Source organism: Paenibacillus sp. HWE-109, from assembly GCF_022163125.1.
In the GTDB taxonomy this organism is placed as follows: domain Bacteria; phylum Bacillota; class Bacilli; order Paenibacillales; family NBRC-103111; genus Paenibacillus_E.
In genome coordinates, this window is record NZ_CP091881.1 from 5154903 (window position 1) to 5167705 (window position 12803).

The 12803-nt window shown below is 43.6% G+C and carries 12 protein-coding genes; 3 read left to right on the plus strand and 9 right to left on the minus strand.

Going from position 1 to position 12803, the window contains the following annotated elements; genetic code table 11:
- Positions 1 to 3: 3 nt before the first annotated feature.
- From LOZ80_RS21920 to phnX, 5 genes are all read right to left on the minus strand, one after another.
- Entirely contained in the window at positions 4 to 1725 is a 1722-nt protein-coding gene (locus LOZ80_RS21920) for a putative 2-aminoethylphosphonate ABC transporter permease subunit (RefSeq protein ID WP_443146970.1), read from the minus strand.
- The gene (locus LOZ80_RS21925; RefSeq protein ID WP_238166698.1) at positions 1725 to 2768 is read right to left on the minus strand and encodes a putative 2-aminoethylphosphonate ABC transporter ATP-binding protein; all 1044 of its coding nucleotides are present in this window, start codon (positions 2766 to 2768) and stop codon (positions 1725 to 1727) included. Before LOZ80_RS21925 ends, LOZ80_RS21920 begins: the two co-directional genes overlap by 1 nt.
- A gap of 128 nt (positions 2769 to 2896) precedes the next feature.
- A complete protein-coding gene (locus tag LOZ80_RS21930) occupies positions 2897 to 4003 on the minus strand; it encodes a putative 2-aminoethylphosphonate ABC transporter substrate-binding protein (protein WP_238166699.1) in 1107 nt (368 codons plus the stop codon).
- Between the two features lie 131 nt (positions 4004 to 4134).
- Positions 4135 to 5256, minus strand: a complete 1122-nt coding sequence (gene phnW, locus LOZ80_RS21935; RefSeq protein WP_443147077.1) for a 2-aminoethylphosphonate--pyruvate transaminase — start codon at positions 5254 to 5256, stop codon at positions 4135 to 4137.
- A 2-nt stretch (positions 5257 to 5258) separates the two neighbouring features.
- The gene (phnX, locus tag LOZ80_RS21940) at positions 5259 to 6056 is read right to left on the minus strand and encodes a phosphonoacetaldehyde hydrolase (RefSeq protein ID WP_283214798.1); all 798 of its coding nucleotides are present in this window, start codon (positions 6054 to 6056) and stop codon (positions 5259 to 5261) included.
- A gap of 251 nt (positions 6057 to 6307) precedes the next feature.
- On the opposite strand from phnX, the gene LOZ80_RS21945 reads away from it, so the two are divergent.
- A complete protein-coding gene (locus tag LOZ80_RS21945) occupies positions 6308 to 7099 on the plus strand; it encodes an HAD family hydrolase (protein ID WP_238166702.1) in 792 nt (263 codons plus the stop codon).
- Between the two features lie 76 nt (positions 7100 to 7175).
- Here the strand turns inward: LOZ80_RS21945 and LOZ80_RS21950 are convergent, their stop codons facing one another.
- Positions 7176 to 7931 carry a DUF975 family protein gene (locus LOZ80_RS21950; protein WP_238166703.1) on the minus strand — a complete coding sequence of 252 codons (756 nt, stop codon included), beginning with the start codon at positions 7929 to 7931 and terminating at the stop codon, positions 7176 to 7178.
- Positions 7932 to 8043: 112 nt separating this feature from the next.
- Positions 8044 to 8595, minus strand: coding sequence for a TetR/AcrR family transcriptional regulator (locus LOZ80_RS21955; protein WP_238166704.1), 552 nt, complete (start codon positions 8593 to 8595; stop codon positions 8044 to 8046).
- A gap of 147 nt (positions 8596 to 8742) precedes the next feature.
- Here LOZ80_RS21955 and LOZ80_RS21960 point away from each other — a divergent pair, with 147 nt between their 5' ends.
- Positions 8743 to 9666, plus strand: a complete 924-nt coding sequence (locus LOZ80_RS21960) for a ketopantoate reductase family protein (RefSeq protein ID WP_238166705.1) — start codon at positions 8743 to 8745, stop codon at positions 9664 to 9666.
- 105 nt (positions 9667 to 9771) lie between these two features.
- On the opposite strand, the gene LOZ80_RS21965 is transcribed toward LOZ80_RS21960, so the two are convergent.
- Positions 9772 to 10545, minus strand: coding sequence for a phytanoyl-CoA dioxygenase family protein (locus tag LOZ80_RS21965; protein ID WP_238166706.1), 774 nt, complete (start codon positions 10543 to 10545; stop codon positions 9772 to 9774).
- Positions 10546 to 10683: 138 nt separating this feature from the next.
- Between LOZ80_RS21965 and LOZ80_RS21970 the strand changes: the two genes are divergently transcribed.
- A complete protein-coding gene (locus LOZ80_RS21970; protein ID WP_238166707.1) occupies positions 10684 to 11559 on the plus strand; it encodes an AraC family transcriptional regulator in 876 nt (291 codons plus the stop codon).
- Between the two features lie 107 nt (positions 11560 to 11666).
- Here LOZ80_RS21970 and LOZ80_RS21975 read toward each other — a convergent pair whose 3' ends face one another.
- Positions 11667 to 12749 carry a Gfo/Idh/MocA family protein gene (locus LOZ80_RS21975; protein WP_238166708.1) on the minus strand — a complete coding sequence of 361 codons (1083 nt, stop codon included), beginning with the start codon at positions 12747 to 12749 and terminating at the stop codon, positions 11667 to 11669.
- Positions 12750 to 12803 lie beyond the last annotated feature (54 nt).

Here is a 12803-nt window from a genome sequence, read left to right on the forward strand (position 1 = left end):
ATCTTACTTAGGCATTTGCCAAGCAGCTGTTCGCTTTTTCACTTTATTCAAAATGAGCTCGTACACGAAGCGCACAATAATGTTCGTAGCAACAATGAGCGTTGCCATCGCCGCAGCGGCGGCCACGTCCCCGGCATCCTCCATATTCACTAACGCGACTGCGGCCAAATTCATATCAGCTGAACGCAAAAATACAACCGCTGAAACGGTAACCATCGAATTAACGAAGAAATACATCGCGATTTCCACGATTGCCGGCAACGACATAGGAACGGTAACTTTCAGAAATGTTTTGTAAAAAGGAACACGCATGGATTCCGAGACGAGTTCGAATTCTTTATCCAGCTTCTTGAGTGCGGTCGTGGCCGTAATGAAAGGAACGGAATAGAAATGCGTGATATTGGCAAGCACTACAATTACCATGGTCCCATAAATCCAATTAAACGGATTACTCGGATTATTAAAGAAGAAAATATAAGCTAGTCCAATGACCATACCTGGGAGTGCAAGCGGAAGAATCGATAGAAAATAGCCGACTTGCCGCAGCCCGTTCATCGATCTTGACTTTTCAATCAGATAAGCGAACACGAAAGTCATCATAGTGCCCACGATTGCCGTAATCAACGAGACTTGAAGGGAATTCCAAAATGGTTCTAAACCTGATCCCGCGACACTCGAGAAATCATAATGTTTGGTGCTAAACGTTAAATTATACGGCCAAACTTTAATCAGCGAGGCGAAAACAATGGTAATCAAAGGTATCAAAATCGCCGATGAAATCATCCAGCACAGAACACGATACAGATTGTCCCTTACCCGTCCATCAGGCACACGATAAGGCATTGATTTGGATGATAGCATGTTGCGCTGCTTCCTATCCACAATGCGGTCCACGACGAAGGCAATGACAGCAGGGATCGTTAGGAGAATGCCCACTGTTGCACCCATGGACAAGTTCTGCTGACCGATAACTTGTTTGTAGATATCGGTTGCCAGGACGTTAAACTTGCCGCCGATCGCCTGAGGCGCCCCGAAATCTGTAAAACAAGCTGTAAAACAAACAAAAATCGCGCTGATTAATCCATATTTGACAGAAGGCAATGTCACCGTAAGGAATGTTTTGATTTTACTAGCGCCAAGTGTTTCTGCCGCTTCATACAGCCGCTGATCAGCCATCGACAACGCTGTGATAAAGATAAGAAAAGCCTGGGGAAAAACATATATGACCTCAGAGATGACAATCCCGATGGGTCCATAAATCTCGATGCGCAATCCTGGCAAGAGACCAAAGAATCCGTTCGTGATTACACCTTGATTTCCGAATAGATAGGTTAAAGCAATACCATGCATCATCGTTGGTTCAAAGAGCGGCAATAAAGCCACATAGTGAAAATAACTTTTGAAGCGAATCGCTGTTCGGCTTATGCCATACGCATAGGCGAAAGCGAGAGTAACCGCGATAACAGTTGAAAGCACGGAAATCCAGATCGTATTCGTTAACGATTGAATGAGGGAAGGCGTTGAGAAGTAGTGTACAAAATTGGCGAATCCTATAAACTCTGCCTCTTTGTTGAGAAACGCTTTACTGAACAATAGAATCAATGGAATTAGAGTGCTCGTCGTTAAAATAAGTACGAGCAGCACAATCAAACCATTTTGCAATGTAATGAAAGATCCCAGGTTACGACGGTAAGGCGGATTCATGATGACTGTTGGCTTATCCATTAGGCACCTACCATCGCATCCGGTGAGAAGGAAATCATTTTCTCTTGCGGAAATTCAACCGATACCACCGTATGCTTCGCAAGCGCGAGATGTTGGGCAATATGTGCGGAGACATCAACGGTTAACAATATATCCTTATAAGCATTTCCGCTCCCAACCACAGGTTGAAGTTGCAATCGGTAGAACGCTCCCCTGAACTCAACATGCTTAACAACTGCGTGCATACCGCTTTGCGAGCCTGCTGCTGCTATCCGAATATGTTCTGGCCGAACAGCAAGATTCGTTCGCAGAGATGAGCCTGCTTGCTGCTCGTCTTTCAAGAAATTAATAGATCCAATAAAATCAGCAACAAACGGAGTACTAGGCTCATCATACACTTGTTCGGGTGTTCCGATTTGTACGACTTCGGCATTCTTCATTACGACAATTCGATCCGCCATCGTGAGAGCTTCCTCTTGATCATGCGTAACCATAACCGTTGTGATGCCCAGTTTCTCTTGCAATTCGCAGATTTGCTCCCTAAGCTTTACACGTACCTTAGCATCCAGAGCTGATAACGGCTCGTCCAAAAGAAGAAAATCCGGCGAAAGGACGATTGCGCGGGCCAAAGCAATTCGCTGCTGTTGCCCACCGGAAAGCTGTGCGGGGTATCGGTCATGGAGATGCAGCAGATCGACTAAAGAGAGCACTTCTTTGACCTTCTCGTCGATTTCCTTCTTCGAAAACTTCTTGCCTTGAAGCCCATAAGCTACATTCTGATAGGCGGTCAAATTAGGAAATAAAGCATAAGATTGGAACACCATCCCAAAGTTTCTTTTGGCTGGCGGCAGTTGAGTAATGTCTTTGCCTCCAACCGTAATACGCCCCTGAGTCGGCTTCTCCAATCCGGCAATAATGCGAAGCAGCGTAGTCTTCCCGCAGCCGCTCGGACCTAGCAGGCAAATGAACTCATTCTTTTGGATATCAATATTGATCTCTTTCAAAGCGCTGAAAGAGCCGAATGATTTGTTTACACCTTGAATGGACAGGTACGCTTGTGTCATCGTCAAGCAGCCTCCTTCTTCTGGATATGATAAGTATAAGCCTCGATTGTTATCGTTTTGTTAAGTTAAGCAAGAAAACGACTGGCTGCAAAGCTTGGTTCGCAGTCAGCCGTTTTATAGTTTTCGTTCTATTTTTTCGGTTCGCTTTTTGCGTTAAAGCGCTTGTCCCACTCAGCTAAAATACCATCGCGATTTTTCGCTGCATCATTTAAATCATTTTTGATTAATTGTTTGATTGGATCAACGGTGTAACCATCCGGCACTTTGGCTGAATCTGTTTTAATCGCCAGAATGGCATAGTTCTTGTTGTATTCTTTCATGACATCATCCGTAATTGCCCAATCCAAGAAGTCTTTCGCAACTTGTTTAACAACTTTCTTCTTCATCAAGGCATTGGCTTCTACATCCCAACCGGAACCCTCTTTAGGGAATACGACTTCCACGGGGGAACCAGCTTTCTTCTCTTGAATACCGCGGTATCCGAAGGAAATACCAATTGGGTACTCGCCCGTACCAGCTAATTTAGCCGGTTTGGAACCGGAATGTACATACATCGCAATGTTGTCATGCAGTTTATTCATATAATCCCAAGCAGCATCTTTGCCTTTCAATTGAACGAGACCAGATACGGTTAGAAAGCCTGTACCAGATGAAGATGGATTCGGCATCGTAATCAGACCTTTGTATTCCGGCTTCGCCAGATCCTCATAAGATTGAGGAATCGCCAACTTGCGTTTCTCCATTTCTACTTTGTTGACAATAAAGGCCGTTTCCCAAGCATCGATACCAACCCAGTGGGTTACGGCATTCTTGTCTTTGAAATCCGGGAGAATACGATCCACCCCTTTGGGCGCGTATGGCTCCAGCATCGTATTTTGATCAAGGACTAATAAGCTTGTTGCAGCCAATCCCCATACAACGTCTGCTTGTGTGTTATCTTTCTCGGCTAATAACTTAGCTGTAACGATCCCCGTTGAATCCCGAACAATATTTACTTTCACATCTGGATATTTAGCTTTAAAAGTCGTCAGGTACGTTTTGATTTGATCATCTTCCAGTGCTGTATAGACGGTTAAATCTTTGCTTTTCGTGTCTACCGTTGCTTCTACACTTGTACTTGCTACTGGCGCTGTGCTTGCTTTAGCACCTTCTGTACTTGTCGCTTTACCGCCACAAGCCGCTAGCGTGAATACAACTGTTAGCAGAGCTGCTGTACTTCCAATAGATCTTTTCATCGTTTCTCATCCCACTCCTTTAATGTGTATCAGTTGGTTCTTGCTTCCTGATAACTCGATTATAAATTAGTTTTGTAAAATCAGTATTAAATGCACGTTAAGAAATTGTTTTTATATTCTTTTAGTTGTTTTTAAGTTGTTTTCCAAAATAACTGGTTTTCCATACCTGCTAACAAACGTTCAATATCCACAAGATGCACATCTCCGATATTTCCAATACGGAACGTAGCGGCAGCCGTTATTTTACCTGGATAGATGACAAAGCCCTCTTGTTTCATCCGCGAGTAAAACGCATCAAAAGAAAACACAGCCGAATCTGGATACAAGAAGGAAGTGATGATTGGCGACTGAAGATCGGCAGTCAAAAGCGTTTCGAATCCCATGCGCTGCATGCCTGCAACCAACGTCTCTTGATTGGTTTTATACCGCTTGTATCTGCTGGCAACGCCGCCTTCTTCCTCTAATTCTTGCAAGGCTTGGTCAAAAGCACGAACGGTATGCGTCGGTGACGTAAAGCGCCATTTGCCATTCCCAAGTTCCATCGTTTCCCATTGATCGTAAAGATCCAGTGATAAGGAACGTGCAAGCCCTTTACAGGTCAACAAAGCCTCTTTACGTGCAAGGATAAAGCCAAAGCCAGGCACACCTTGAATACATTTATTAGCGCTGCTGATTAAATAATCAACATCAAGCTCTGCGATATCGATCGGAATTCCTCCAAAGGAGCTCATCGCGTCCACAATAACCGTTTTGCCATAGGACTTGGCAATACGTGCTACATCCGCAATCGGATTGATCATGCCTGTAGTCGTTTCAACATGCACCACAGCCACATGCGTGATGGAGGCATCGACCTTCAGAACTTCCTCGAGCTGCTTCGTACTCACAGGATTCGTTTCACCCGAATCCAGAACGATGGAGTAAATCCCCAGAATCCCTGCCATTTCTGCCACTCGTTTCCCATACGCACCATTGCTCAGAACAAGCAATTTACCGTCGCGGGGAATAACAGAACCAATGACGGACTCTACACAAAATGAGCCGCTGCCTTGCATAAGCACTGTTGTATAATCATCTGGCTTACTAGAAGCCATTGTCACAAGACGACTGCGGATAGACTGTACTAGTTGATTATAATCTTGATCCCATGTACACCAGTCGCGCAGCATGGCTGCCTTTACTTTTTTACTAGTCGAAAGGGGACCAGGGGTTAACAGCAAGTAAGGATTATCGGGGAGTTGATTCAAATTAATCATTATGGACGGTCTCCTTTAAGTAGTCTCTCGTTAATAAGCGGAAGTAGCGTATCCAGTTCTCCAATGGTATCTATCACATAGTGAGCCCCATGCGCTCGGAATGTCTCAGCTACTGCAGCCATACGCATAAGCAGTTGTTCGGGATCACAAGCGGCAACTTCTTCCTCGCTCATGCCCAATTCACTGCCCCCCTGGATGACACCTACCGTCCACGCCCTGGCGTTAACACCCTCCTGAATATCACTGACGGTGTCCCCAACTTTGATCATGTTATACGTAGGATACACGTTCAACGCTGCTGCATTCTCATACATCATCCATGGATAAGGTCTGCCTGCTGGCACATCATTCGGCGTTACAACATGATCTGGCGCATACCCTCTCTTCTTAGCCTCGACGGTTACAATCGCCATCATCTCGGCCGTATAGCCTGTCGTTGAGCCTATTCGGATACCTGCTTGGCGCAAGCGATCTACAAGTGCGAGAGAGCCGGGAATTGGCTCCGCATATTCATGTACAACGGCTAACATCATCGGTTCGAAATCCGCATAAAGTTCATCTATATCCATTTCCTGTGGAAGCTGGCCATAACGTGCCAGCCACAACCCAGCTACGCGTTCCATACGTAAGATTTCGCGAATATGATCCCGCTTGAGCAGCCCCATTGGCGCCCTTGCTTCTTCGATTGTAATCGCGATCTCTTTCCTCCGAAAAACTTCCATGAAAACATTTAAAGGCGCAAAGCAACCATAATCTACCATTGTTCCAGCCCAATCAAAAACAACTGCTTGAATCATCATGAATCCTCCTGTTTGACTGATTTGCCTGTGCACGCTGACTTGCTTACCACTAAATCCATCTTATAAAAGAAATGTAATCGCAGGATTAAATCCATGTAAATTTTGTGTATTTATATTCTTTTAATTTGTTTTAATTGTTTTATAGGTGTTAATTTACATAATTTTTACTACTTTTCTATTAAAATTTGTTGACTTCCTTTTGTTTTTCAAGCAAATTAGGGATACTACACATGAGAGGAACAACCTGTATGGAACCCATCAAAGCCATTATTTTCGATCTAGACAATACGTTACTTTGGGATGAGCAAAGCATTCAAGAAGCCTTTCAAGCTACCTGCTTGTTAGCCAACGAAAGGGTGGGCGTGGATGCCCTTTCTCTTGAATATGCCGTTCACGAAATTTCCGAGCAACTGTTCGCTCAAATGACCTGTTATGAATTTGCCAAAATGATTGAAGTCACACATTTGGAAGCACTGTGGGGACGCTTTGATGCAAGCCAGCATCCGACTTTCAGGGAACTGGAAGAGCTTGCTCCTCTCTACCAGAGAAATGTCTGGACTCAAAGCTTGCTCCAACAAGGTATTGATGATCCAGCATTAGGACAAGTGCTTGCTGTGCGCTTCGCTCAAGAGCGCAGAGAGCGTCCACTGGTGTACGAGGCTACTTTCGAGGTGCTGGATGCTTTGCATCCAAACTACAAACTCCTGCTGCTTACCAATGGAGCGCCTGACCTACAGCAGGAGAAAGTAGATAGTATTCCTGGATTAGCGGATTATTTCGATCATATCCTCATTTCAGGCACGTTTGGTCAAGGAAAGCCGGCGCCTGCTATTTTCGAACATGCCCTGAAGCTGCTGAATGTTACCTCAGCAGAAGCGCTGATGGTCGGTGATAATTTGAACACTGATATTATAGGCGCTTTGCAGGCAGGCTTGCGCAGCGTTTGGATCAATCATCATCAACGGATAGCGCCTGCTCACCAAATTCCGACTCATGAAATTTCCTCCTTGCGCGAATTGCTGGCCATCCTTCAGGCGTAGCAGATGAGGCTTAGCTAACAAAAAAAGAGCAGCCTTCTAAGTAGATAAATCTACATAGGAGACTGCTCTTTCCCTTTTATACAAATGCATTCAATTCCTTATCCGTAGTCAACCCATCATGTAAGGCTTGCTGGCGAAGAACCAAGTATAGTTCTGCCTTAGTCGCGTTGTAGTATGGCATTACGAACAGTACACCGATGCCTAAAGCCAGCGTGCCGAGTAAGTACCAGCCAATGAATGAAACATCCAGAACGAACATCTTCCATTTGTGACCTTTCATCATCTGATTGCTTAACTGTACGGCTCTTTTCGTACCAATCTGAGGATTATCGCCAAGCAGATAGGGAACCATTTCGTACGCATACGTCTTGACAATTCCCGGAATGATGAGCAGCAAGTACCACAGAAAGGTAAGGAAGTTTTTCCACAGCATCGCTTTGACGACAGCCAGATAGTTCCCTTTGCTAAACGAATAAATAAGGTAATTCATATTGACATCGCCCTGCGCAGCCTGTTTAAAATACTGCTTTACCCCCACTTCGAATGGAGCCACTACAAAAATCTGAAAAGCTATACTCAATAATCCAATAATAAGTGCCAAAACGATAAAGCCAATAATCACCATTGCCAGTACGGAGCTCTCCGCGACATCGCTCCATGACTCAGTAATACCCGGCACACTTAAAGATGTACCGCCACTTGAATTAAACGAGCAGCTGGAAACGCCACCACTAAGTACAGCTAGAACTAAGCTGACCAGAAATGCTTTCCAGTACGTTGTTCGAAGTACATCCTTTGCCCGCGTTTTTAGCTCTTTCCGAGTCCAATACACCTAACATCCCCCTTAACGATACCATCATCACTATCTATCGTACTGCACTAAGGGAAATATTAGAAGTCCTTGTTGTAAGGAGAAACATATGGATTTGGTTTGAATGACAGACTCACTCTTCAAAATAGGGTGTAATCCCTCTTGAATATAGGTTCTCAACTAACTTAAAAAATTCTTCTGACGATAAATCCTGTTGACGCTGGAGCCAAAGACGAAATAAAGAAAGGGAAGTTGTCAGGTAAAACTCAATGAAGTATGGCGTTAAGGAATGGTTTTGCGGAACGTTTAATTCTAATTGATCCAAAGTGATTTCTTTTTTTAAGCGTTTTAAAAAACGGGCACTTCCATAATCACCCAAAAGGGCATTAAGAACCAGGAGATGTTCTCTTTTGTCCAGACAATAGAGCGAATCTTGAACCGTATGCATCGATAGCTCTTTATTCGCCAATTCTTTTTTCATGTCATTCAATAAGTCATTTTCAACAGAGTCTAACAATTCGTATATGTCCGTAAAATATTGATAAAAGGTGCTGCGGTTATATCCTGACATATTCGCAATTTCCTGAATCGAAATTTTCTCAATCGGCTTTTGGCTATATAACTCACAAAAAACTTCTACAAGCCTTTGTCTTGTTTTCTCCGTTATTTGGGGTTGCTTTTTCATGTTTCCCTCCTACTAGCGAATATGAATATCATCCGACAAATAATAAAAAACTGATGGTTGATCAAGGAATAATGAAGATTTATAATCACATCATACAACATGTTGTCGGATATTCAAAAGGAAAAGTTGCTACGTAGGGGTGGTTTAATGTCAGCAAAACAAGATAGAATTTTAATTTTTGGTGCAGGTGTCATCGGGAGCATTTACGCAATCAAGCTTATTGAAGCAGGGTTTGACGTTAGCTTGTTTGCACATTCTAATAGATATAAATCATTAAGAGAAAATGGCCTGCAATATAAAGAAAAAGGCACAGTTAGATCGATACAAGTGAATGTCATTGATACGCTCGAAAATGACGATGTATACGATTTTATTTTCGTTACCGTTCGTTATGATCGGTCCGAATCAGCGTTGTTAGCGCTAAAAGATAATCAAAGCAAACATATAGTTACGATGACTAGTAATTCAATTGGATTTTCTGCGTGGCTGGATATCGTAGGGGATAGACTTATACCGGCTTTTCCCGGCTTCGGCGGACAGATTAAAGACGGAGTATTGCATGCTCGATCTCTACCAAAGATTATAGTGGCAACTGCATTTGGAGAAATTAATGGTGTAGTGACAGAACGCGTAGAAAACCTCGCAAAATTATTTAAAACAGCAAAGCTTCCCTACGTTATTAAAAAGGATATGCAAGCGTATCTTATCACACATTCCGTATCAGACATTGCCATGTTGAGCGTTTTGTATGCTGAGAATACGATAATTGACAATAAAACAGCCAGAACCAGAACGACGGCACGCAAAATAACAGTCACTTTAAAAGCGTATCTAAAGGCAATACAAAAAGCTGGCGTTTCAATTGATCCGCCAATGCTTAAAATGGTGCTTAAATTCCCAAACTTATTTTTGGATCTTTTCTTTATGACATGGCTGCGAACTAAAATGGTTAGGGATATGATGTTGCCGGATTATGCGAATAATGCTAACAATGAGATTGTGCAGCTGAGCAATGATTTAATGAAATTTTTAAGTCAAAGTGATATCAAATCGGAAATACATGTTAAGTAACAACAACAGCGGCAGTCTAAGACTTTATTTATCAAGTCTTGTTCTGTCGCTGCTTTATTTATTGGACCCAGTCTAAGACTTTATTTTCACAGAACACTCGTCTGCTTAAATAATTTTAAAATCAGGCTTCACTTTCGTGAAATTTGGATTCTCTCCGCTGACCATTAATCCCATTCCCCAATCAAAATGCGTATTTTCTGTCGGAAAATCACTTGCTTCCCGATATTGGAATAGAACGTTCCTTCTTGTTCTTGTACTTCGATTGACCTCAGAACCATGAATCGTCAAATAATTAAAAAACAACACGTCCCCAGCTTCAGCAACACACGGCTTCCCCTCTGTAATCGGATATTCCTTATGATTCAAAAAATAAGAACCGACGTGCGGCAGGGACCCTACCTGATGCGAGCCCGGAATAACGCGTAAACATCCGTTCTCCTCATCTGCATGGTCCAGATGCACACTTGCCGCGAGCATCGTATGCTTCTCATGCGGAAAGTAAGGATAATCTTGATGCATCGGGAATGCAGCGCCGTTTTCCGGTGGCTTTACCAGCATCTTGGAATGGTGCAATTGGACATTAGGTCCAATAATCTGCGTCAGCACAGCGGTCATATTCGGATGAATGACGGCTCGCATGAAGGACGCATCATGATAATGTACATCATGAAAACCTTTTAAGACAAGCTTCTTCAGCTCTTGAGGAGGCAGGAAGTCCCCTTGCCATGCTGAATTATAATCGGCTTTTGACTGCGCAGCACGTAAAATGATTCCTTCTACGGCTTTTCTCATCTCTTCCACTTCTTGCTGATTGAATACACCTTTCACTAGCAAGTAGCCATTATCTTTATAAAATTGTACATCTTTCGGTGTGATCATATCCCTTTCCTCCTTCATCCTGATTGCTTATAACGCGCTTTCACATTTATAATTATAGGGAATTGGCAGTCTGCCGTCTTTCTCACCAAAGGACGAGTTTTTGTAAAATAAGGACATTATCAAAGAAGGATGATAGCTATGTATCGTTGGAAAGAAACGGCTTCCATGTTGAATGAAACGGCTGCGCTCCTAACTGGCTCTGACGCTTGTTTCAACATTCAATACTGGGGTGTGGATGAGTGTTTGCTCGAAAACCAACCTCATAAACACTCCTTCTTTGAAGTTTGCTACATTCTCGGCGGGGAAGGTGAGTACACGGATGCGGACCAACATTTTGCCTTGCAAGCAGGCACGCTCTTTTGTTCAAGGCCAGGCATTCAACATCAAATTCGTACACAACTAGGACTCTCCATTGTTTTTGTAGCTTTTGAATTGGATGATTCACAAAGTAACGAAGCTATGGGAGAGGCTTACCGTCATCTCATGGATCATGCCGAAGTCTGCATCCATGAGGGGAATGATCATCCTACAGCCCTATTATGGAAGTCGCTCCTCCTGCGGAATGATAGGAACAGTCTTCCTTCTTCTGCTGTTAGTTCTACTGCCTATGCACTGTTGATCTCTTTCCTGAGCTTATTTGGCAGGGAATATCGTATACCTTTCATTGCTCGCAAAAATACGAGTATGCTTCTACAACGAGCTAAATTATATATCCGCGACAATTTATCGCAGCCTCTGCATCTAGGTCATGTCGCCAATTATCTCAACGTGTCTGAGCGTCATCTCTCCCGTTTGTTCTCAGCAGGTATCCATGAAACCTATACCGATTTCATTCGCAGTGAGCGGGTACGACAAGCAGCCCACTTGCTGCTGACAAGTGAGCTTTCCATTAAAGAAATTGCCGAGAGGACCGGCTTTTCTTCTGTTCATTATTTTTCTCGGACTTTTATGGAAGAAAAAAAGCTGCCACCTGGCAAATTCCGTCATCAGGAATGGCAAGGAAGATCATTATGACATAATTAAAACCATAGAGTAACAGAAAAAGCCCCTTCCTATGTGAGAAACCTCATCAAAGAAAGGGGATTATTTATTTCCTAGGAAATAGTCTAAGTCCGTCTAAATTAGTCGAAATAGACCGCTTTACCTGTTTTGGCTGATTCATAGATCGCTTCCAAAATCTCTGAAACGACACAAGCTTGCTCCGGTGTAACTACCGGATCTGTATCATTCTCAATCGCGTCGATCCATAGACGCATTTCCAAATCCGATGGCTGCTCAGCTTTGCCATCATAGAAAGCAACGCCTCCAGCTTGCAGTTCAACTTCAGTCGTGAACAAGCGGCTGTGTTTCTCACCATTAATGCGCAAGCCATTCTTCATGTCAGCGCCGCCCTCTGTACCGCTAAGCGTACATTTGGCCTCATCCACTTCCAGCGTGTTTAATGCCCAACTGGATTCAAGAATAATCGTTGCGCCATTCTTCATTGTGATCATACCGAAAGCAGAGTCTTCCACTGTGAACTTGGAGGGATCCCAAGGGCCCCATGCATTCGCTGCGTTTTCACGTTGCGATAATTTATGATAAGACGTACCAAGAACGACTTTAGGCTCGTAGTTATTCATCATCCACAGGGTAAGATCCAACGCATGCGTACCGATATCGATTAATGGGCCACCGCCTTGCTTCTCTTCATCAAGGAATACTCCCCAAGTTGGAACAGCGCGGCGACGAATCGCATGGGCTTTAGCGAAGTAAATCTCACCAAGTTCGCCATCAGCGCAAACTTGATACAAGTGCTGGCTATCCGTACGGAAACGGTTATTGTAGCCTACCGTCAATTTTTTGCCTGTACGTTTAGCCGCTTCTACCATTCTGCGTGCATCAGCCGCTGTTTTGGCCATCGGTTTTTCGGACATGACATGCTTGCCCGCTTCCAGTGCCGCAATCGTAATTTCTGCATGGGAATCATTTGGCGTACAGACATGAACGATATCAATGGAGCTATCTTTCAATACTTCACGATAATCTTCATATACACGTGCTTCGCCTTTTCCGTACTTCTCAGCGGCTTCTTGCGCTTTCTCGGAAATGATATCGCAGAAAGCGACCATTTCTACATTGTTAAGCTTGCTTAAACTCGGCATGTGCTTGCCATTGGCAATACCTCCACAGCCAATAATGGCAATCCGATACGTTTTGGACATGATGATCCTCCTAATGTAATACTTCGATCCTTTTCACATCATCTTATAGCTAGT